Consider the following 23,539-nt stretch of genomic DNA (forward strand, 5'->3'; position numbering starts at 1 on the left):
TTCAGCCTCTCTCCCGACTGGCGTTTGCGGCCGCACCAGCTGCACGGTCGCGGCCAGCGTGCGGTCGGCCGGCACGGGGCGGCTATTCGCCATTAGTCGTAAGTCGGCGTGCATTCGACCATCGTCTAATCCGGGGGGCAGCGCGCGGGGGGGTGGATACGGCACACTTGGGTTGTCCGGCCCTGTCGCGCAGACAAGGCCTTTTCATTGGTTACAAGTGCAAAGGTGAGGGGTTGCCATGACTGATGTTTATCCCGTTGATGCCGGGTTCGCCGCGAAGGCACGGATCAACAAGACCACGTACCAGCAGCAGTACCGCGAATCGGTGGAAAACCCCGACGCGTTCTGGGCCAAGGCCGCCGAGCGGCTGGACTGGTACGTCAAGCCCAGCAGGATCCGCAACGTCAGCTACCAGCTCGACGATTTCCGCATCAAGTGGTTCGAGGACGGCGAGCTCAACGTCAGCGTGAACTGCCTGGACCGCCAGCTGGCCACGCGCGGTGACAAGACCGCCATCCTGTTCGAGGCCGACAGCCCGGACAGCCCGGCGCAGAAGGTCACCTACCGCGAGCTGTACGAGCGCGTCTGCCGCCTGGGCAATGCGCTGCGCAACCTCGGCGTCAAGAAGGGCGACCGCGTCACCATCTACCTGCCGATGATCGTCGACGCCGCCGTGGCGATGCTGGCCTGTGCCCGCGTCGGTGCGATCCACTCGGTGGTGTTCGGTGGCTTCGCCGCCAACTCCATCGCCGACCGCGTCGGCGACTGCGGCAGCAAGCTGATCATCACCGCCGACGAAGGCCTGCGCGGTGGCAAGAAGGTGCCGCTGAAGGCCAACGTCGACGCTGCGCTGAAGCTGCCGGGCACCAACACCGTGGAAACCGTGCTGGTGGTGCGCCACACCGGTGGCGCGGTGGACATGCAGGCCCCGCGCGACCGCTGGTTCCACGACGTGGTGGACACCCAGCCGGCCGAGTGCGAACCCGAGCGCATGAACGCCGAGGACCCGCTGTTCATCCTGTACACCTCCGGTTCGACCGGCAAGCCCAAGGGCGTGCTGCACACCAGCGGCGGCTACCTGCTGTACGCGGCGTACACGCACGAGGCGGTGTTCGACCTGCGCGAGGACGACATCTACTGGTGCACCGCCGACGTGGGCTGGGTCACCGGCCACAGCTACATCGTCTACGGCCCGCTGGCCAACGGCGCCACCTCGGTGATGTTCGAGGGCGTGCCCAACTACCCCAACACCTCGCGCTTCTGGGAGGTGATCGACAAGCACCAGGTCACCATCTTCTACACCGCGCCCACCGCCATCCGCGCGTTGATGCGCGAGGGCGAGGCGCCGGTCAAGCGCACCTCGCGCACGAGCCTGCGCCTGCTCGGCAGCGTCGGCGAGCCGATCAACCCGGAAGCCTGGCGCTGGTACTACGACGTGGTCGGCGATGCGCGCTGCCCGATCGTGGACACCTGGTGGCAGACCGAGACCGGCGGCATCCTGATCTCGCCGCTGCCCGGTGCCATCGACCTGAAGCCGGGCTCGGCCACGCTGCCGTTCTTCGGCGTGCAGCCGGCCCTGGTCAGCGCCGACGGCGAACTGCTGGAAGGCGCGGCCGAGGGCAACCTGGTGATCCGCGACTCCTGGCCGGGCCAGATGCGCACCGTCTACGGCGACCACCAGCGTTTCATCGACACCTACTTCCGCACCTACCCGGGCAACTACTTCACCGGTGACGGCTGCCGCCGCGACGAGGACGGCTACTACTGGATCACCGGCCGCGTCGACGACGTGATCAACGTCTCCGGCCACCGCATCGGCACCGCCGAGGTGGAAAGCGCGCTGGTCTCGCACCCGAAGGTGGCCGAGGCGGCCGTGGTCGGCTTCCCGCACGACATCAAGGGCCAGGGCATCTACGCCTACGTCACCCTGGTGGCCGGCGAGCCGCAGACCGACGAACTGCTCAAGGAGCTGGTGACCTGGGTGCGCAAGGAGATCGGCCCGATCGCCGCGCCGGACCACCTGCAGTGGGCACCGGGCCTGCCCAAGACCCGCTCGGGCAAGATCATGCGCCGCATCCTGCGCAAGATCGCCGAGAACGCCCCGGACCAGCTGGGCGACACCTCCACGCTGGCCGACCCCTCGGTGGTCGCCTCGCTGGTGGAAGAGCGCAAGGTGCGGTAACCGCGGGTACGGGAAGCTGCGTGGCTTCACCTTCTCCCTCCGGGAGAAGGTGCCCCGAAGGGGTGGATGCGGGGAGGCGCGCAGCGCACAACGGGCTTGGCCTGTGTACCCTCTCCCCTACCCCTCTCCCGCAGGGAGAGGGGGCTCAATACTCCGCCAACTCCGATTTCCGCCATGCCTACCCTGCTGATCGCCGATGACCACCCGCTTTTCCGCGAAGCCCTGAAGGGCGCGGTACAACGCGTCATCCCCGGTGTGCAGCTGCTGGAGGCGGACAGTGTCGAGGCCCTGTACACCCTGGCCGAACAGCATCCCGACGCCGACCTGGTGTTGATGGACCTGAACATGCCCGGCGCGCAGGGTTTCAACGCGCTGGTGCACCTGCGCTCGCTGCACCCGCAGCTGCCGGTGGTGGTGGTCTCCGCACGCGAGGAGCCCAAGGTGATGCGCCGCGCGCTCGACCACGGTGCCTGCGGCTTCATTCCCAAGTCCGCCGATTCGGACACCATCGGCCATGCCCTGGGCACCATCCTCGACGGCGAGCGCTGGGCCCCGGCCGAAGCGCACAACGTGCCACCCACCGACCATGAGGAATGCGAGGTCGGGCAGCGCCTGCGCGAGCTGACCCCGCAACAGTTCCGCGTCCTGCAGATGCTCGGTGCCGGCCGCCTGAACAAGCAGATCGCCTATGACCTGGGCGTCTCCGAGGCCACCATCAAGGCCCATGTCACCGCCATCCTGCGCAAGCTCGGCGTAACCAACCGCACCCAGGCGGTGCTGATGGCCGGCAAGCTGGCCATCGACGACGACGCCATCGTCGTCCCGCCGGAAGAAGACTGAGCCGCAACGCCGGTTCGGGAGCATTGCTGCGTTTGTGATCTGCGGCAGGTGATGCTGGGCTTGGGTGTGGAGCAAGAGCGACCCCTCCCCGGCCCTCCCCGTGGCTGCGCCAAAGGGAGGGGGCGGTTCATGCAATCTGGCAGCGCGCAGCCAAGCCCGCTCTTGCCCCCTCCCTTTGGCGCAGCCACGGGGAGGGCCGGGGAGGGGTGACGCTCGACTGCTCGACTGCTCACCGGCTTGCCCACTCAACCGCTCAACTCTTCACGCTGACCGTCGCAGCCCCCCGTTCCCCGCGACAGTCTTCGCAGCCTCCGCCTCGCCCACCACCACGAAGCGCTCCGCCGCCGCGGCCAGTTCCTGCGCCTGCACGCGCATTTCCGCCGCTGCCTGCGAGGAAGCGCGTGCGACGTTGCCACTCTGCCGGGTGCCTTCGCCGATACGGCGCAGCAACCGTTCCACGTCATCGACCGCGCTCACCTGGCGCTCCGAGCCGGCATCGATGCGCGCCATCGCCGTCACCACCTGCTGCACCCGGCCGCTGATGTCGTGCATCACTTCACCGCTGGTATCCACCAACCGCGCACCGGCCTCCACCTGCTGCAGCGACGCATCGACCAGCACCCGGATCTGCTGCGAGGCCTCGGCCGAGCGCTGCGCCAGCATCCGTACCTCACCGGCCACCACCGCGAAGCCGCGCCCGTGGCTGCCGGCACGCGCGGCCTCCACCGCGGCATTGAGCGCCAGCAGGTTGGTCTGGAACGACAAGCTGTCGACGGTGGCGACGATCTCGCGGATGTGCCGCGATGACGCACGCAGCTGTTCCATGCCGCTGATCGCCGCGGCGGTGGCCTCGCTACCGCGCGTGGCTGCCTCGCTGGCCGCTTCGGATACCGCCGCGCTGTGCCGCGCACTGCCGGCATTCTCGCGGGCCTCGCTGGCCACCGAGCGTACCCGTGCCAGCGCGTCATGCACGTCACTGACCTGCTGCTCGACCCGCCCGGACAGGTCGGCGGTGCCGCTGGCCATGTCGTCCACCGCGTCCTGCACGCTGCCGGCCGAGTACTGGATGCTGGAGACGATGCCGCCCACCTGCCGCATCGCCACTTCCAGCCCCTGCCGCAGCTGCGCGTAGATGCCGCGGCCGTCATCGCGCATGCGCGCACTCAGGTCACCGCGGGCGAAATGGCCGATCACGCGGGTGGCGTCGCCCAGCTGGGCCTGCACGCTGTCGAGCAAGGCATTGATGCGCTCGCCGAGCTGGTGGACGAAACCCTGCTTGTCGTCCAGCACGATCCGTCCCTGCAGCTCACCGGCAGCGGCCGCTTCGACCACCGCCGCCACCTCGTTGACGATCACCCGCTCCAGCCGGCGGTCCTGCCACTCCATCACCAGCCCCAGCACGCGCGACTGCTCCAGCACCGGGCTGACCCGCAGCAGGAAGCCGGTGTTGCCCAGCGCCACGTCGGCGTTGACGCTGATGCCTTCCTCCAGCGCCTGCCGGGCCAGTACCTCCACCTGCACGCCCAGTGCCTGCAGTTCGCATCCGGCCTCGACCACCCACCCGACGTCGGCCAGCGCGAACGAGTGCGCCAGCGCCGGATTGGCATAGACCACCCTGCCCTGCGCATCGGTGACCAGTACCGCGGCGCTGGCCACGTCCAGGGCCTGGCGTACGCGCTGGTTGGCCTGCGCGGCCAGCCGCTCGCTGGCGATGCGTTCGCGCAGGCTGGACTGCATCTGCATCAGCGCGCTGGCCAGGCGTCCGATCTCATCGTGCGAATTGCGGACCACCAGCCGCCCGTCCAGATCATCGTCGGCAATGGCGCGGGCGAACGCGGCGGCATCGGCCAGCGGTCGCTCCACCGCGCGCAGCAGCAGCACCAGCAGACTCACCAGCAGCAGGCCGACCACCAGCACGGTGGCGGCGAAGGCGGCGTCCATCCAGCGGCGTGCCGCGGCCTGCTCGTCGCGCTGCCGGGCCAGGCTGCTGCGCTGCGCCTGCTGCAGGCCGGTGATCACCGGCACCACCTGTGCGGCGAGGTCGTCCATGGCCTGGGTTTCACTGTCCGCGCCATACCGCGCGGCGGCATAGGACAGGAATGCACCCTGATACCGCTGCATCGCCTCGCGCACCTGCCCGCGCACGTCCTCGGGCATGCGCGTGGACTGCAGCAACAGTTCGAACGGCATCACCTGCGCGCTGAGTTCATCGGCGTATTTCTGCTCGCGGCGCAGGATGAAATCCTTCTCGTAGCGGCGCATGGTCAGCATCGACACCTGCAACGCCGGTGCCTGGTAATCGGCGATCAGGTTCTCCACCTCATGCACGGCACCGCGCAGTTCGCCCTGCATGCCGCTGTCGGCGTCGTGGCCGAGTTCGGTGATGCGTTCGTCCAGCGCCTGCCCGGATTCGACGTAGGCACGCAGCGGCTTGGCCAGCGCCTCGCTCCAGCCCGGACCGCCCTTGGCCGGCACCAGCGCGGCCTGCAGGCGGTTGTTGGCGGCGACGAAGGCCTGGCCGGCGGCGGCGGAAAACGACATGGCATATTCGGCCTGCGCGCGCCGTGCCTCGGCAAACGCAGCAGCCAGCGCTTCCAGTTGCGCGGCATCCTGCTGGTAGCGTTGCAGGCGCTGGTCGGCGTTGCGCATGCCGACGCTGAGCCAGGCATAGGCCGAGCCGATCACGATCAGGCCGATCACCAGCGCCAACAGGCTCAGGCGCAGTTTCTGGGCGATACCGAGGGGGAACTTCATGGGCCGGTACTCCGGGCGTAGGGATGCCTCGGAATCGGCCGGCAGACGGGTTTCTTGAGCACCCGATGGCGCGGGGCAACCGGTCCGGCGCGCGGCACAGGGCCGGGCGCCCATCAGGCCACGCGGCGGTTACAGGGGTATTGCAGTGGCCTGTTCGGCCCCGCCTCACGGGCCCGGGCGGTGGCCATGCTAGAATCCGCGCTCCCTTGGGGAGTAGCCTGCTTCCAGCGTTGGAAGCGCTCACGTCAACATACTCGGCCAGTGCGCCGTGGCGTGGGCAGCCAGACCCGGTTGGCGAGACCAGCGGCACGCGTGCGCAACGAATGGTTGGGCGCGCCGTGTGCCGTTTGAGTCCGCCCGGCCCGGTACTGAAGATGTCCCCACTTTCCATCCTGCTCGTTGGCTTTGCCATGTCCACCGATGCCTTCGCCGCTGCGGTCGGCAAGGGCGCGGCGATGAACAAACCCCGCCTTCCCGATGCGCTGCGCGCCGGCCTGATCTTCGGCGTGATCGAGGCAATCACCCCGATCATCGGCTGGCTGCTCGGCCGCGCCGCCTCGCAGTACGTGGAAGCATTCGATCACTGGATCGCGTTCGTGCTGCTGGGCGCGCTTGGCATCCACATGATCGTCGCCGGCCTGAAGCCGGAGGAGGCCGAAGGCGAGGATTCCGCGGAAAAGCCACGCCACGGCTTCTGGGCGCTGGCGGTCACGGGCTTTGCCACCAGCATCGATGCGATGGCCATCGGCGTGGGCCTGGCCTTCCTGGACGTGCACATCGGCGTGGTCGCACTGGTGATCGGCCTGTGCACGATGACGATGGTCACCGCAGGCATCATGCTCGGCCGCGTGCTCGGCAACCTGGCCGGCAAGCGCGCGGAGATCGTGGGCGGCGTGATCCTGATCATCATCGGCTGCACGATCCTGTACGAGCACCTGACCGCGGTGGGTTGAGTCCGGTGCCGTGGCAGCAGCAGCTGCAGGGCCCTGCCCTTGCCTGCGACAAACGGAAGCTGCTGGAGTGGCATTGCCGTGGTCTGACCGATCGCATGAAACACCCCCTCCCTTTGCCACGGGCAAGGGCGGGGCCGGGGAGGGGTTGCTGCTCGCCGCCACGCGCCGGCACCGAGCACGGCACGGCACGGCGCATTCCCCGCTTCGCGGCCGAGGTCGGTGCTACGGCTGCTGGCGCTGGCGCGGAGCGTTCATCGCCATCAGGAAGGCGCGCAGCGAGGCCGGCTTCACCGGCTTGGTCAGCACGCGGTAGCCACGCTCGCGCGCCAGGCGCTTGAGCTCGTCGCGGCCGTCAGCGGTGAGCAGTGCGCCATGCAACGGCCGGCCGGCGGCCTCGCGCAGCGCAACCAGTGCATCCAGGCCGTCCATGCGGTCGTGCAGGTGGTAGTCCACCAGCATCACGTCCGGCCGTTCGGCCAGCTTTTCCAGCGCCATGTCCACCGTGCTGGCGGCGATCACCTCGACCTTCCAGCGCCCCAGCAGGGCGCGCATGCCGTCGAGGATTTCCTGGTCGTTGTCCACGCACAGCACGCGCAGGCCGGCCAACGAATCATCCCCGCCGAACGCCGTGGCCTGGCGCGCCTCCACCAACGGTGCGGCGGGCGCTGCCACGCGCGGCAAGGTGATCGAGAACATGCTGCCGTGGCCGGGCTGGCTGCGGGCATTCAGGCCATGGTCGAGCAGGCGCGAGATGCGCTGGCAGATCGACAGGCCCAGGCCCAGCCCCTGCTCGCCCCAGTCGAACGGCTGCTGGTAGCGATGGAACTCGTTGAAGATCTGCTGCATGTGGTGCTCGGGAATGCCCGGGCCGGTATCCCACACCTGCAGCTCGACCTGTTCGCCGCGCACGCGCAGGCCCAGCACGATGCGGCCGGTACGCGTGTAGCGCAGCGCGTTGGCCATGAAGTTCTGCAGCACGCGGCGCAGCAACCGGCGATCACTGCGCACCCACGCCGCGCGCGCGAACACATGCAGGCGCAGGCCGCGGCCGGCCGCGACCGGCGTGTACTGCGCGGCCAGCTCGCGCACCAGCACGCTGGCGTCGAACTCGGTGATGGTCGGGCGCAGCCCGCCGGCATCCAGCCGCGAGACATCGAGCAGGCCGTCCAACAGCTCCTCGGCCGCGCGCAGCGAAGCATCCACGCGTTCGGCCAGGTGCCGTTGCTCGTCGGTCTCGGGCAGGCTGTCGCGCAGCGCCGAGGCGAACAGCCGCGCGGCGTTGAGCGGTTGCAGCACGTCATGGCTGATCGCGGCCAGGAAGCGGGTCTTGGACTGCTGCGCGGCCTCGGCTTCCTGCGAGCGTTCGGCCACGCGCTGTTCCAGCGTCTCGTTGGCCTCCAGCAGCGCCTGCTCGGCCTGCTTGAAGTCGGTGATGTCGTTGTAGCTGGTGACGTAGCCGCCCCCGGGCAGGGCCTGGCCACGCAGTTCGATCACCTTGCCATCGGCGCCGGTGCGCTCGAACACATGCGGCGAGCCGGCACGCATGTAGCCGATGCGCCGGTTGATCTGGATCTCGATGTCGCCCTCGCCCAGCTCGCCGCGCTCGGCGTTGTAGCGGATCAGGTCGGCCACCGGGCGGCCCACGTAAAGCATGCCGTCGGGGTAGCCGAACATCTGCTGGTAGCGGCGGTTCCACGCGGTCAGGCGCATCTCCGGGTCGACCACGCTGACCCCGGCGCTGATGTTCTCCAGCGTGGTGGACAGGATCTCGCGGTTGAAGCGCAGCTCCTGCCCGGCTTCGTCGAGCACCGCCACCACTTCGCCCAAGTCCATGCCCGAACCACGCAGCAGGCTGGTCAGCAGCAGGCGCGCCGACGCCGCACCGATGGACGCGGCCAGCAGGCGTTCGGTGAACTGCACCCAGACCCGGTCGGCGGCCGCGGACGGCAGCAGTTCGCGCTGCAACACGATCGCCTGCTCGTTGAAGGCGCGCCGGGCGCGTGCATCACCGATCACGCGCGTGGCCAGCGCCAGCAGGTCGCGCACCTTGACGTGCGCCGGCCAATCGCCGGAGACCACCGGGCGCTTGGCGTAAGGATCCAGGAACGGCGCCGCGCGCAGGCGTTCGGCCACGTCCGGGCGCCAGCGCACCGAGATCAGCAGCATGACGCCAGTGTTGAGCAGCAGCGACCAGAAGGTGCCGTGGGTGAGCGGATCCCAGCCTTCCAGCCCGAACAGCTGCTGCGGGCGCAGCCAGCCGATGCCGAACGGGCCACGCTGCAACAGCGAATCGTCCAGCCAGCCGCCGTGGCTCAGTGCCGGCACCAGCAGCGTGTACACCCACACCGCGAAGCCGACCACCATGCCGATCTCCACGCCGCGCCGGCTGGCACCGCGCCAGTACAGGCCACCGATCAGGCCAGGCGCGAACTGCGCCACCGCGGCGAACGCCATCAGCCCGTAGGTGGCCAGCATGGTGTCGTTGTTGCTGACGCGGTAGTAGCCGTAGGCGACCAGCGCCAGCAACACGATCGCCAGGCGGCGGATCCACAGCACGCTGGAGGCCACGTCGGCAGCCTCGCGGTGGTCGCCACTGCGGCGCAACAGCACCGGCATCACCAGGTCGTTGCTGATCATCGTGGCCAGGGCGATCGAGGAGACGATCACCATGCCGGTCGCCGCCGAGAAGCCGCCCACGTAGGCGACCAGCGCCAGCGCCACGCTGCCCTCGGACATCGGCAGGGCCAGCACCAGGGTGTCGTCGGAGGCCAGCCCGGTGCCGAACAGCGTCGCCCCGGCGCTGGCGATGGGGATGATCATCAGCGAGATCAGCACCAGGTAGCCACCGAACATCCAGCGCGCACGGCGCACGTCGGCGGCGCTGCCGCATTCCACCACCGCCACGTGGAACTGGCGCGGCAGGCAGATCAGTGCCAGGAAGCTGAGCAGGGTCTGCGAGACGAAGCCCACCGGCGGCATGCCTTCGAACAGCGTGCGCGCGGACTGCACCACCGACTCGCCGCGGTCGGCGATCAGCAGGTAGGCGAACAGGCCCACCGAGATCATCGCCACCAGCTTGATCATCGATTCCAGCGCGATGGCCAGCATCATGCCGTGGTGGTGCTCGGTGGCATCGACCTGGCGGGTGCCGAACAGGATGGCGAACAGCGCCATCAACAGCGCCACGTACAGCGCCGGGTCGGTCAACAGGCTGCCGCCGCTGCTGTCGCCGCTGAGTACCTGCAGGCTCATCGCCACGGCCTTGTACTGCAACGCCAGGTACGGCACCACGCCGATCAGGGCGATCAGTGCCACCAGCGCCGCCAGCCGCCGCGAGCGGCCGAAGCGCGAGGAGATGAAGTCGGCGATGGAAACCACGTTCTCGCTGCGCGCGATCAACGCCAGCCGCTCGATGATGCGCCAGCCGAAGGCCAGCATCAGCAGCGGGCCAAGATAAATGGGCAGGTAGCCGATGCCGTAGCGCACCGCGGTGCCGACGCCGCCGTAGAAGGTCCACGAGGAGCAGTACACCGCCAGCGCCAGGCTGTAGACCACCGGGCGCAGCCACAGGCGGTCCGGGTACAGCGGGCGGCGGTCGCCCCACCAGGCCACGCCGAACAGCAGCGCGGCGTAGCCAAGCGATACCAGGAGCAGGATCCAGCTGGAGACCAAGGGCGTACCCGTTTGGAGAAGCCGGTCGAGTTTAGCGATTTCCGTGGGGGGTGGTTTTTCAGGTCATGCCGGAAGGGTTGCTGCGGGGATGGAGGCTCCCCCCCCCAGCCCTCCCCTTGCCTGTGGCAAAGGGAGGGAGCAACAGCGGTGCTGCGACGACCTGACCGTTCACGGGAGCCGCCCCCTCCCTTGCGCAGCAGGGGAGGGCTGGGGAGGGGTGCCGTCGTTCTGCCCGGCCCTGCCCCGTCCAATGCCGCAGCCGGCCAGGCACTCCGTCCAGAAAGCAGAACGCCCCGGCATGGCCGGGGCGTTCCGCGTCACCTCATCCGCGCGGGTGCTTACCGGCCCAGCTCGAAGCGTACTTCCACGCGGCGGTTGGGCAGCAGGCATTCCAGCAGCGCGGCGCGCGGCTTGACGCCGTCGCACTGCTGCACCTGCTGGGTATCACCGCGGTACTCGTAGCGGATCTTGTCGGCGGCCACGCCACGACCGATCAGCAGCTCGCGCACGGTCTTGGCGCGACGCTCGGACAATGCCTGGTTGTAGTCAAAACCGTTACCCTGCATGCGGTCGGCATGCCCGACCAGGGTGACGCCGGCCAGCTCGCGCTGCTCGCTGCCGATCGTGGCCAGTGCACGGTCCACGCTTTCCAGCGAGTAGGTGCGGATGTCCTTGTAGCCGTCGCGGTCGAACTCGAACAGCACGTTGGCGATCAGCGGGCCCGGCGCCGGGGCCGGTGCGACCGGGCCGGACGGATCGGCGACGCCACACAGGCGCGCGGCGGTCTCCGCCTCGTTGACCAGGTCCTCGGCGATCTGGATGTACGGCTTGGAGTGACGCCACTGCTGCTGGTTGAACTCGTTGCCCGCGTGCACCAGTTCCACTTCACCGCAGGCCACCTTCTGCGCCGCGCAGGCAAAGCCCGGGGTGCCGTGGATGACCTTCAGGCGCTGCCACAGGTCGGCACGCAGGTACTTGGCGTTGTTGACCAGTGCGGTGTCGGTGGGGACCGGCGAGACGCCGTTCTCCATGTCCACGATCAGCTTCTCCGACTCGGTCAGTGCTTCCTGCGGGAAGGCGCTGCGGTCGTTGCGGGTGTACTCGTGGAAGGAAACGTCCAGCCAGCACTGCGCCTTGGACAGGTGGTAGTCGCGGATCGGGCGACCGCCATCGTTGAGCGCCTGGATGCGGCCCTGGGTGGCCTCGTAGGACTCCAGGTCGGCATGGATGGCCTCGTCGGTGATGCGCTTGGCCTGCGGGTTGAGCTGGGTCTGCTGCGCGGTGGCCACGCCACTGACAGCGGTCAGGACAGCGGCGGCCAGCAGGGTGCGGAACGAGCGGGTTTTCATAGGCGAAAGGGTCATGGTGTCATCCTCAGCGGGCCGGATCGCGGTAACGAACCGGGTCCCGACGGAAAAGATCTTCATCGAACTTGAAGCGCAGGCGCAGGAACGCACCCTGCTGCGTGTACTCGTAACCGTTGAGGTCGCTGTCGCCTTCGAAGCCGGTCCAGTTGTAACCGGCCGACAACCACAGGTTCTGGCGCAACAGGCGGCCCACTTCCAGACCATAGGCGTACTGGTTGGCACCGTACTGGCCACGGAAGGTGGAACCCAGCACGCCGATGTCCCAGTTCTCGGTGATGTCGTAGACCACGCGGCCGGACACCAGCACGGCATTGAAGCTGCTGTTGACGCGGCCACCGTCGCTGTAGGCGAACTGGTCGCGCTGCCACTTGCCGGCGATGCGGCCGGTCAGCCACCACGGACGCGACGGGTGCCAGTCGGCATGCGCCGAGACGATATGCGCGCGGGTGCGCACGTCCTGGCTGGTGCCATCCACCACTTCACCGTCGAGCAGGGTCAGGCCGCTCTCGTCGCGCTCGAGCTTGTACTCATAGCGCATCAGCGCGTTGACCCGGTTGCGGTCGGTGTCGCGGTAGGCCAGGCCAAGCTGGAAGCGATCCTGCAGCACGTCACCACGGTCTTCGTAGTTGGTGGCCAGCAGGTAGTTGCGACCCAGCAGCGTCCAGTCGCGGCTCAACTTGCGCGCCACCATGAATTGCAGCAGCGTGGTGTTGAAGGCCTCGTTGGCAGTGGTGCCCGGCACGTCCTCGGAGATGCGGTGTTCACCACGGATGGCACCGCGCCACAGCGGATTGGCGGTGTAGTCCAACGCCAGCGCCAGGCCGGTGCTGTCGCCGGTGTCACCGGCCACCACGTTCACCCGTTCGATCGAGCTGCTCAGGCGCAGGCCCTGGGCGATGTCCCAGTTGTTGCGGATGCCCGAGGCCGCCTGCACGTCGCGGCCGCTGATCGAGTCACGCATGCGGTACTCGGAGAAGGCCTGCGTGTCGCGGATGTAGCTGCTGTCGATACCGAACACCAACGCATCGGCCTCGCGGTCGGTGGTGGTGATGCCATAGGCGCTGGTCAGGCCGGTCTGCTTTTCGTAGCGACCGTACAGGCGGCTGCGCTCGAACACCTGGTAGTCGACGCCCGCGGCAACGCGGTTGCGGTCTTCACCGCTGACGCTCTGTTCGTACTCGGCGCCACCGCTGAACTTGTCGCTGAAGCGGTAACCCAGGCCGATGCGTGCGCTGTCCGATTCCAACTTGGTGCCCACCGGCAGGTCGCTGGTGATCGGGCTGCCGCTCGACGATCCATTGATGACCATCAAGCCGGTGGCCGGGTCCAGTGCCTGCTGGCCATAGCCCAGCGCACCGCCGCCGCCACCCGTGGCGAAGCCACCGGTCAGTCCACCGGTCTGCCCGAACGGCGCACCGGACGACCACGGCGAGGTGACGCCGATGGTCTCGCGGATGCTGCGCAGACCGAAGTCCACTGTCAGACGCTCGGTGGCACCGATGCGCACGCCCGCACCGCCGGCGTCACGCTTGCCGCCATCCGGATTGCGGTCTTCGCTGCGTAGCCCTTCGACGTACAGCTCCAGGCGCGGGCCCACGGCGTAGGCCATGCGGGCGCTGTACTCGCCACGGCCGCCGTACAACGGCGAGGCAGCGTTGTTGAACTCGGGATCGGTGCGTGCGGCGAACAGGCGGGCGTCGAACTTGCCGCCGTCATGGGCGAATTCCACGCGCCATGCATCGCCTTCCACCTCACCCACCACGTCCTTCAAACCCTGCGAGGTGACCTGGTTGAGCGAGTTGGTGTTGACCTCGCTGCGGGTGCGGGCGAACTCGGCGACCAGCATCGTGTTCTCACCGAAGCGGTAACCGGCGTTGACGCTGCCCATCTTGAACTCGGCGTACGGGTTGCGGTCTTCCACCGCCGAGGCGCCCACTTCGAGCTTGTCGGTCAGCTTGAACTGGCCATCGGCGCCCACCACCCAGAACTTCTCGGTCCGCTGGTCCAGTTCATAGGTGATGCGCAGCGACACCGGGTTGAGGTCGCTGTCGAACGAGGGCAGGAACTGGTTGAGCAGGATGCGGCCCGAGAACGGCTCGAAGCTGTAGTCCACCAGCCGCGCCAGCGGCTTCACCGAAACGATGCGCGTGGGCTGGTTGCGGTCGCGCACGATCATCTCCACGCGCTCGCTGCCTTCCAGCACGGCGTTGTTGCGCAGCGCGTAAGGGCCGCTGCCCTGGCTGCGGAACTCTTCGATGATCTGCCGCAGCGAGTCTTCGATGGCGAACACGTTGGTACGCACGCGCTCGCTTTCGAAATGCCAGCCCAGGCCGGTGGCGGTACGGTTGTAGGTGCTCAGGCTGCGTTGCGGGATCGGGCCGCTGCCACCGATGCCACTGGTGGTGGCCAGCGTGTCGCCGGTCTGGAAATCGCCGTACAGCAGGTAGCTGCGCTTGTTGTCGATGCGCACGTACAGGCGTTCGGCCGAACGTGCATCGAAGCCGCGCAGCGACGAGTCGCCGTACACCGGGTAGAACTCTTCCGGTTGGATGTCACGCAGCAGACGGCCGCGCACGTCCTTGTCCGAATCGTAGGCGGCGGTGAGCAGGTACTCACCCTTGATCTGGCCCTTGACGAAGAACGCGGTGCGCGCGGCGGCATTGGCCTTGCCGTTGTTGAACGTCTTCTCCCAGCGACGGATGTCACGGTCGAAGGCGTCGTTGTACTGCACCGGCGAGATCAGGCTGGCGTTGGACTTGTTGCGGAAATTGACGATGCCCTCGATCAGGCCGGTCGCCAGCAGCTCGCGCATTTCCGGCAGGAAGCCAATGGTGCCTTCGGCGGTCTGGCCGCCGGCGGTGATGCGCAACAGCACATCCTGCGGATCATGCGGCGCGACCAGGTCGAACTCGGCCACGCCGTTTTCCACTTCCACCTGTACGCCCGGCATCACCTTGTCGGCATCGGCCGCGCCCGGACCGAATTCATCGGTGCGCGAGCCCGGCAGACGCAGGCGGCCACCGCTGTTCTCGATGGTGGCGTAGCTCTTTCCGGCCAACGGCTTGCCGTCGGCACCGAGCAGGCGCACGGTGATATGCACCGGCGTCTGGCCGTCGGCCGGGATGCCGTCGCGGTCCACTTCCACCGACACGCGGTCCACGCCGACGTTGCCGCTGTAGTCGGCCTGGCCCGAACGGGCAGCGACGACTTCCGGCGGCGTATCGGTGGTGACCAGCGAGCGCGGATACAACGTGGTGGCATCACCCAACACCGGCGTGAAGCGCGAGCTGGTACCCACGTTCTGTGCCATGACCGGCAGTGCGGCGGTGGCCAGCGCGCAGGCCAGCAGGCTCATGCGCGGCATCTTGCGCAGGCAATGACGGCTCATGGCTGCACCTCCTGCGAAGCGGATGCCGAGGGCGGGTTGGGTCGCGGATGCACGATCGGTCTCTGGTTGGCCGAGTCCGTGGCCTGCTGCGGCGCACGGGCGGGCTTGCTTTCAAAACGCAGCGGCGACTGGCCGGTTTCGGTTTCCGGCGCACGCACCTCGCCCTGGGTCCGACGGGCCTTGACCTGTTCCAGCAGCGGGTTGGAGCAGCTGCCTTCGATGAAGTCGGCGCGATGCAGCTCGCCGTTCTTCAGGTCCAGGAACAGGCTGTCGGCATCGCCCAGGTTGCGGTTGCTGCTGGTGGTCAGGCGCGAGCCGGCCGGCAGGGTGGACGGATCCACCTTCAGCGTGTGGCTCTGCGGGGTCAGGCCGCAGTAGCTGTACTTGCCTTCCGAATCGGAGATCACCCAGGTGCCGTTGGAGAAGTACAGGCGCACGCCCGGGATGCCCAGCTCTTCGTTGTCCTGCACGTGGTTGTTGTTGCAGTCCACGAACACCTTGCCCAGCACGCAGGCTTCCTCGGTGAACACACCACCGGTGACGCGCACGCGGTACTGCGCTTGGTTGGACGGCACCGAACCCGGTACCGGCGTCATCGAACCCGGATCGATACAGCCACCGGTGATCGAGCAGCCATGGGCCTGCGCGCGGTTGATGCCATCGCCCTGCTGCGCACCGACGCCAACACGCACGCGGTAGGTCAGCACCAACTGCTGGCCGACGTTGATCGGGCCCAGGTTGAAGCCCAGGCGCGGGCCCGGCTTGCCGAACGGCTCATCCAGCGCGCGGCCGCCGACACGGGCGGTGCCGTCGATGTAGGTGAAGCCACGCGGCAGCGTATCGACGATGTTCACCGTCGCCATCGCACTGCCGGAGGTCTGGCGCACGGTGATGCTGTACTGCACGGTGTCACCGATCTCGGCGGTCTGGCGGTCACCGGTCTTGGTGATGACCAGGCCGGTACCGGCGGAGGTATCCAACGGCAGGTGGTTGTGGACGATGCCGGCGGTGGCCGAACCGGCAAACACGGTCAGCCAGTACTGGGTGGGCGTGCCCACCGCACCGGTCGGCGCATCGGCCTGCGGCTGCACCAGGTGGCTGGTGCCGGCTGCGCCCAGCGGCGACAGCGAACCGTCCTGCGGCGGAATCAGCGACGACACGAACTGGTAGCCACCCGGCGGCGTCACCGTCAGCTGGAACTCGCAACGTGCCGGCGCGGCCGGGCCGAACATGAACTGGTAGTAGCCACTCGTACCCACGGTCATCGATACCGCATTGCCTTCCACGCGGTAGCCACCGGCACCGGCGTTGAGGATGGCGGTCTTCGGGTCGTAGCCGTTGCACACGCCCACCGGGGTCAGGGTCACGATGGAGCCCGGCACCGGATCACGGGTGATGGCGTCGTAGACCACGCCCGACGGATCCACCGGCAGGCTCTGCTGCGGCAGATGCTGCCCGGCTTCGAGCACGACCTGCAGCTGGCTGGTGCCGTTCTCGGTGATACGGCAGGCGCTGCTGCTGCCATCGCTGATGGCACGCGTGGCGTTACAGGACACGCCCATGCCGCCGGCGGTTTCCTGGTTCACCGGCCACGCCCACAACACGCCCGACGCAGGGTCACGGAACTGGATGTTCCACTTGATGCCCGGCACCACGTCGCCGAAGCGGTAGCTGCCGTCCACGGCGGTGGTGGTGGTCTTGGCAACCTGGCCGGTTGCCGCATCCAGCAGTTCCACGATCCACGACTGCAGGCGCGTATCGCCGCCGTCGAGGAAGGCATCGTCGCTGCCGATGTCGTACCACACGGTGCCGCCGACCGATGCGGACAGCTGCACCTGGTTGGGCACGCGGCACACGTTCTGGGTGATGGCCGCATCGCACACCGGCAACTGGGTCACATCGCCTTCGAACGTGTTGCGCTCGGTGGTGGTCGGGGTGCGGAACTCGTTCTCACCGCCGCCTTCCACCAGCACGGCGTTGTTGACGGTGCCGGCCTGCGCGGCCTCGGCGGTGACGTTCACCTTGACGGTGATGTCCGAGGTGGAGGTCGCACCGGCGTTGACCACTTCCGAACTGCGGCATTCAAAGCGGGCATCGCCCACCGCGCCGGAGCAGGTCCAACCATTGCCGGACGGAACTTCCGCCAGGTTCAGGCCAGCCGGCAGGCGGTCCTTGACGATGTACTCGCCCGTGGATGCCTGCTGCCCGCCGTTACGCACGCGGATGGTGTACGTGGCGACGTTGTTGACGGTGAACTTCACCGTGTCGGACGACTTGCTCACCAGCATGTCCGGCGAATCGCCGATCTCGCCGAAGTTGTTGTCCACCGACTTGTCGCCCGGCTTGAGCACGATGCCGGTGATCTCCGAGGTGGTCGTCGACGGATTGCCGCCCGTGCCACCCGTGCTGCCGGCGGTGGTCTTGCCGTTGAGCGTTTCAGCCGGCTGGTTGGGCTCGGTCACCACATAGGTGCCCGGACGCAGGTTCTCGAAGGTGTACTTGCCGTTGGCGTCGGTGGTGGTGGTCAGCGTGACCGGGTTGCCCAGGTCGTCGGTGCCGGTCAACTCGACGGTGACGTTGGCAAAGCCGCCTTCCTCAGGCTGGCGGATGCCGTCGTCGTTGCTGTCGTTGTAGACGTTGCCGGAAATGCTGGCCGCCGGCACTTCGCCGAAGTTGTTCTCGACCGACACCTGGCCCACGCCAACGGTGATCGTGCCGATGAACGACGGGTTCTGTGCGGTGGCGCTGCCTTCCAGCGATCCGGTCCCCATCGGCGTGCCGCCGATGTTGCCCGGCTTGGTCTTGCCGTCATTGGTGCCGGCCGGCTGCTGCTTCTCCACCACCTTGTATTCGCCCGGAGGCAGGTTGAGGAAGCTGTAGCTGCCATCGGCACCGGTGGTGACGGTGATCGGGGTGATCGGGTTGCCGTTGATGTCGGTGCCGGTCAGTTCCATTTCGACGCCGGCAATACCGTCCTCGCCCGGATCGACCACGCCGTCATTGTTGGCATCCATCCACACCTTGCCGGTGATGCCGCTGTTGGTCGGCACCTCGGCGAACAGGTTGTCGCTGGAGAAATCACCCGGCCGGGTCAGGTCGATGTTGGTGATCTTGCTCGATTCCGGTGCCGCACCATTGCTGGCGGTACCGCTGTTGCCCTTGGTGCTGTCCAGCTGGCCTGCCGTGGTCTTGCCCTGCGCGGTGCCGGCCGGCTGGGTCGGCTCGATCAGGGTGTAGGTGCCCGGACGCAGGCCTTCGAAGCTGAAGGTTCCGTCGGCGTTGGTCTGCAACGGCAGGTCAACCGCATTGCCCAGGTCGTCGGTACCGGTCAGACGGATATCCACGCCACCGATGCCGGCGTCGCCCGCTTCCTTCACGCCATTGTTGTTGAGGTCGAAGAACACCGTGCCGGAGACCGACACCGGGACCACTTCACCAAAGTTGAAGTTGGCGCCATTGCCTGCCAGCAGGCTGATCTCGCTGATCAGGTCTACATCGGCCGCAGGGCCGGTCGTGCCTTCTCTGGAGACCACGCAGCCCACGCAGGCCGCGCCGTTCACGGTGCCGGCTTTGACCGCGCTGTGCAGGTTGAGATACGTGGCCGGCAGTTCTTCGCGCAGGGCATAGCGTGCCGACGGCGTCAGGCCGGTGAACAGGTAGCTGCCATCCGGATTGGTCTGCACGTCCTGCGACAGCTCGTACCCCCCCTTGCCGGCGTTCCATACCAGCAGCTCCACCTTGGCCGAGGGAATCGGCGTATCGATCGAGCTGGTGACATAGATGTCATCGCGGGCACGGTCGGCGAACACAAAGCCGCCAATGCTGCGCCCGTTGAACTTCGGGAAATCGAACTGCACGCCGTCGGCTCCGCTGGCGATCACCACGCCTGCAATGCTGCTCTGGGTGGGGGTATTGCCCACCGCGTAGCTGCCGCCAGCCGGCGTGACGCCCGTGCTTATGCCGTTGCGATGCGTGCGCGGCGTGTTGGGCTGCGGCAAGCCATTGTCATAGCCGTTGGTGGTCGGGCCACGCACCTGGACGATGGTATAGCCAGCCGCGTTGGACGGAGGCAGCGCCGCGAACAGGTAGTCACCGCTGGCATCGGTCTGGGTCTCCAGCGCGATCGGATTGTTGAAAGCATCCGTACCGGTCAACTTCACCGTTACCTGGCCGATGGCCGCGTCGCCCGGGTGCTGGTCGCCGTCGTCACCGACGTCCACGAACACGCGGCCGGCAATGCTGGCAGCACGAATCACCGGCACATCCGCATCGTCTTCGTTGTTGGTGGTAACCGTCTCATCGAAGGTCGGCTGGCCATCGCCGTCCAGACCCGGGCTTACCTTGGCGGTGTTCTTCACCGGCAGGTTGAACGGACCGGTGTACACGCCCGGCACCGGCATTGCCCACAAGGTGATGGCAACACTGTTGGCTGCCCCGGTGGGGAAGGTGCCGTGCAGGTCACAGGTCACTTCCTGGTGCTGGGAAGCATTGGTGATCTGTGCACTGCCGCCAGACAGGAAGCAGACGTTGCCGGTGCCCGCCGCGGGCACACCCGCGCTGACAGTCAATGGTGCATTGACGGCCGCACTGCCATTGGCTGCAGCCGTCGGCTGCTTGCCCGGTGTGGTCAACCACACAAAGCCTTTGGGAAGCGTATCGACCATGCGCAGGCGCGACACGGTGTCGCCCGCGCGCGAGCCACCTGCATCGGAGAAATCATTGTTCACCAGGGTGATCACGTAAGGCACGGCCTCACCCACCTCGATGGCCGTCTGTCCCGCAGGCAGGTTGGTGTCCTTGTTGATGGTCAGGTCCGCCCAAGGGAACAACGTGCCGTTCACACGCGCGGCGTTGTTGTTCTGGCTGCTGACCGTCGGACCACACCAGCCGTTCTTCTCGTAGCCATTGACGCTGCTGGCCGGGTTGTTGCTCTCTGCCGAACAGATCACGGCGATGTTGCCGTAAGGCACACCATTGCTGGCCGTGGCCGTATTGCTGCCCTGGTTGACAAGCTTGAAGCGCAGTTCGAAATCGACCTGCTCCTTGGCATCCAGGTGGTCTTCGCTCAGCGTGCACTCGACCTTCTGCTTGCCCGGGCCGGTGCTGCTTGAAAGCGCACAGCTCGCGTTACGCGCCACGCGGGTGTAGCCGGACGGCAGCGTACCCACGTTGTAGTTCTGACCACTGGCGGTCAACAACTGGTACTCGTAGCCGATAGCCTCCTCCAGCAGGTAGTCGGTCATGACCACCTTTTCTGCGCGCGTCGGGCCGTTGTTGCGCAGCGTGAAGCGGAAGGTCATGACATCGTTCAGGCGGAAGTCGCGCTGGCCGTTCGGCACCACCTTGATCTTGCCCTGCTCCAGATCCACGTCCGGCGAGGTGACCTGGAAGTCCATCTCATGCCGGTTGTTGCTCTGCGCGCTGGGGTCATTGCAGGCAGCGCTGACGCTGTCGCCGTCGGCGCGCCACTCGCACAGGCCACCGCCCAGCACAGCCGATGCGCTGTTCTTGGCAACCGGGTTGTCGTAGATGGTCGCACCGACCGGATGCGTGATCGCATTCAGGGCCGGACGCAGCACCCGTGTATTGACGACCACGGGATGCGCTGAGTTGGCGTCAATTTGCTGGGTGTTGGTGCAGGACACGCGCGTGTAGTTCGCGCTTGGGGTATTGGCTTGCGTAGTGCATTGCAATGCCCCTGAGGTACCGGCAAACAACTGCGCGGGGGTCCCCGTCAGGTCATACGACGGCTGGCTCATGTCCGCCGTGCCGGTGTAGAAATCGTCAACTACCGTGAATTCGCCATCGTTGTAAATGTGGTACGGCCCACGGTTGGTCGCGGTGATGGTGAACTTGACGGGTTGGCCGATGGCCGGCCTGGACGGATTCACCGTCTTGTTGCTGATCGCCACATCCAGGCGCGGCGCCACTTCGGCCGCGGCTGAGTCACTGACTCGGCCGGTCAGCACGGCGTCCGGCGAGGAGAGCGATGCGGTGTTGACCAGGCGACGGTTGGCCCCGGTACCTGCGACGCTGTCGAGAACACCCAGCTCGCGCTGGACATGCAGCCGGATGTTGATCACGGCGCCCGGCTGCACGTCCTTGAACGCACAGCTCAGGTTCTTCTGGCCCGCAGCGATGGTGGCGGGGCAATTGTGTGAGGCGTATCCCGTCGATCCCGCTTCAATCAGCACCGCGATGGCCGGGGTTTTCAGGTGCGGCAGGTTGACGATGCCGGGCACTGCGTCGGTCAGGTTCAACGTCGGAATCGGCAACAGGCCCGGTTCGGTCCCACGCGTGATGCTGATATGCCAGTACAGGTTGTTGTCGAGCTCGGACAGCGTCACGTTCTCGAGCGCAGTGGCGGCAACACCGTCCTTGGAAACGGTCTTGTTGATGGTGATCGCGCCGCTGTCGCCGGTTTCACCCACCGGGGTTCCGACCAGATTGCCGCCAGCTTCCCGGCAGTCGTTGCCTGCGTTGCTGTCAGCCGGATACGGGCGGCCAGCGGTGGGCACGCCCAGCAGGTCCAGCGCGGTGGTACCGGTGCAGGCCTTGTCATTCAACGTGACCGGCGTGGCATTCGGCGCCATGTCGGCAATCGTGGTGTCAAAGCGGACGACAAGCGTCCCGTCACGGACCAGCGTGTTGAAGGAGCTCAGGTCCGAGGCCAGCGCCGGGCCTGCCGCCACGCTTGGGCCGGTGGTCTTGCACACCACCATCTTCGTATGGTTGGGGGACGGCGCCTGGGCCATCTGCGCGCCGGATGCATTGGATACCGTGCAGACCCAGATGCTGGCGTCCGTCACATTGCTCAGCTGATCGTTCTTGATTTCCTCCGGACGGACGAAGTCCACCACCTGGAGCGGTTCGGCCCTGCTGTAGCGCAGGTCGCCGGAACTGCTGTTCTCGTTACGGATCGTCAGCTCCGTGCGGATGGTGGTACCCGGCACCTGGGGGCCGCTGAGCGGGCTGCCAGTGGCGCCCTGTTTGGCCTTGGTCAGCGACAGGTCCGCGATCGGCGGATGGACCGTGAAGTCCACGCTCTTGTCGTTGTTGTTCGGGTCGGCGTCCTGCAGGCTGCTGTCCGGAATCGCCTTCACCGTGATGGTGCCGGTCTGCGGCGCATTCGGATTGGTCAGCGGCGGCATTTCCACCTTGATGGGGAAATCCGCCTTCTGTCCGGGGGCAAGCGTGCCACCCGGAATCACGTCGGCAACCCGGCACACCACCAGTTGGCCCGGCGGTGGCACGTTCGGCACGGGCATGCTGCAACCTGCAGGCACGCTGACGATGGTCATGCCGTCGGGGATGACCGCCTGCACCACACCATTGGTGGACGTCACAGGGCCGTTGTTCCTGAAACTGATGGTCACGTCCGCCTGGTTGCCAGGCAGATAAGGACCCGGCAGCGGCGACACCAGCGCCTCGATGTCAGTACCCCGCTCGGTGGTGTACTGCACATCGTCAGTGTTGTTCGTGTTGACGCGATCAAGGTAGGTGAGCGTCGACTCCGGATAGATCTCAGCCTGGTTGATGAAGTCGCCATCCAGCATCTGCTTGCCGGCCACGCTGATGGTCGTGTTGTTGAAGCTGGCCGCGCTGAAGGGGCCTGCATAGGTACACACGACTTCATGCGCGGCAGCGCTGTACTGGCAGCTGCCGGCGGGGCCACCACTGGAAGTGGCCGTAACCTGCGCGAATTGGCCCTGACCGCCCGGCAGCTTGTCCTTGACCACGATGGTTGCGCCGGCCGGCACATCGGAATCGATGCCGGTGATGCGCGGTTTCAGCTCGAAATGGACCATGCCGCCGGCAATGGCGTTACCGACAGGAGACACCTTGGTCTTGGTGACGGACAGGTCACCGCTGTGGATGATCGAACCGGAATTGCTGGCAGTGGTGGTGTTGGCGTCATCGCCCGTCGCCACCAGGGTGAAGGTCCCCACCCTCAAGCCCCGTACCGGTACCGTCAGCGTGCCACCCGGAATGCCCGTCGCTACCGGGCAGCTCAGAATGGTTGCATTGAGTGAGCAACCCAGTGCCGCCAGGTCAGCCGGGTCCACGGTCAGTGCGTTACCCAGGTCCACCTTCAGTACACCGCCGGAACCGGCGGGCACCGCGGTCCAGTCGATGGTCATGTCTTCAACCATCTGCACGCCCATGTTGTTGGGCGGCTGGATCTCGTCCGGCCTGGCACCTGCCCATGCCGCTACCGGCAGGAACGATGCAGCCAGCAGCAGCAATGCGCCTGCTCTGTGCTTCCAGCACCACCGGGTGCCACTGCGACCCAGCCGCATTTCGTCCATGACGCCATCACTGGCAATGCACTGCTCGATTTGATTGTTCACCGGGAAAGCCTCTGCAAACACTGCGCGGCCGG

At 67.1% G+C, this 23,539-nt stretch carries 8 protein-coding genes and 1 riboswitch; of the genes, 3 read left to right on the forward strand and 5 right to left on the reverse strand.

The features are described from left to right. The first annotated feature begins 238 nt into the window (after nt 1-238). Together acs and AC06FE_RS15580 are read left to right on the forward strand one after the other, a co-directional pair. Nucleotides 239-2,182 (forward strand): acetate--CoA ligase, encoded by a 1,944-nt coding sequence (acs, locus tag AC06FE_RS15575; protein ID WP_132863959.1) that lies wholly within the window; start codon nt 239-241, stop codon nt 2,180-2,182. A 174-nt stretch (nt 2,183-2,356) separates the two neighbouring features. Then, nucleotides 2,357-3,022 carry a response regulator transcription factor gene (locus AC06FE_RS15580; protein ID WP_132863961.1) on the forward strand — a complete coding sequence of 222 codons (666 nt, stop codon included), beginning with the start codon at nt 2,357-2,359 and terminating at the stop codon, nt 3,020-3,022. Nucleotides 3,023-3,283: 261 nt separating this feature from the next. Here AC06FE_RS15580 and AC06FE_RS15585 read toward each other — a convergent pair whose 3' ends face one another. Next, nucleotides 3,284-5,776, reverse strand: coding sequence for a methyl-accepting chemotaxis protein (locus AC06FE_RS15585; protein WP_478073555.1), 2,493 nt, complete (start codon nt 5,774-5,776; stop codon nt 3,284-3,286). 206 nt (nt 5,777-5,982) lie between these two features. Continuing rightward, nucleotides 5,983-6,143: riboswitch (yybP-ykoY riboswitch) on the forward strand. 7 nt (nt 6,144-6,150) lie between these two features. On the opposite strand from AC06FE_RS15585, the gene AC06FE_RS15590 reads away from it, so the two are divergent. Further along, nucleotides 6,151-6,729: a manganese efflux pump MntP gene (locus AC06FE_RS15590; protein ID WP_132863963.1), complete on the forward strand. Its 579-nt coding sequence runs from the start codon at nt 6,151-6,153 to the stop codon at nt 6,727-6,729. A gap of 222 nt (nt 6,730-6,951) precedes the next feature. Here AC06FE_RS15590 and AC06FE_RS15595 read toward each other — a convergent pair whose 3' ends face one another. The 4 genes from AC06FE_RS15595 to AC06FE_RS15610 all read right to left on the reverse strand — a co-directional run bounded on the left by AC06FE_RS15595 (nt 6,952) and on the right by AC06FE_RS15610 (nt 23,507). Further along, nucleotides 6,952-10,401 (reverse strand): hybrid sensor histidine kinase/response regulator, encoded by a 3,450-nt coding sequence (locus tag AC06FE_RS15595; protein WP_192287136.1) that lies wholly within the window; start codon nt 10,399-10,401, stop codon nt 6,952-6,954. A gap of 338 nt (nt 10,402-10,739) precedes the next feature. Further along, nucleotides 10,740-11,765: an OmpA family protein gene (locus AC06FE_RS15600; RefSeq protein WP_478073556.1), complete on the reverse strand. Its 1,026-nt coding sequence runs from the start codon at nt 11,763-11,765 to the stop codon at nt 10,740-10,742. A 10-nt stretch (nt 11,766-11,775) separates the two neighbouring features. Then, on the reverse strand, nt 11,776-15,156 hold the full coding sequence (locus AC06FE_RS15605) for an Ig-like domain-containing protein (protein WP_478073557.1): 3,381 nt from the start codon (nt 15,154-15,156) through the stop codon (nt 11,776-11,778). Continuing rightward, nucleotides 15,153-23,507, reverse strand: coding sequence for an SdrD B-like domain-containing protein (locus AC06FE_RS15610; RefSeq protein ID WP_478073558.1), 8,355 nt, complete (start codon nt 23,505-23,507; stop codon nt 15,153-15,155). Before AC06FE_RS15610 ends, AC06FE_RS15605 begins: the two co-directional genes overlap by 4 nt. Nucleotides 23,508-23,539 lie beyond the last annotated feature (32 nt).

The organism is Stenotrophomonas sp. Steno-C18 (genome assembly GCF_056393195.1).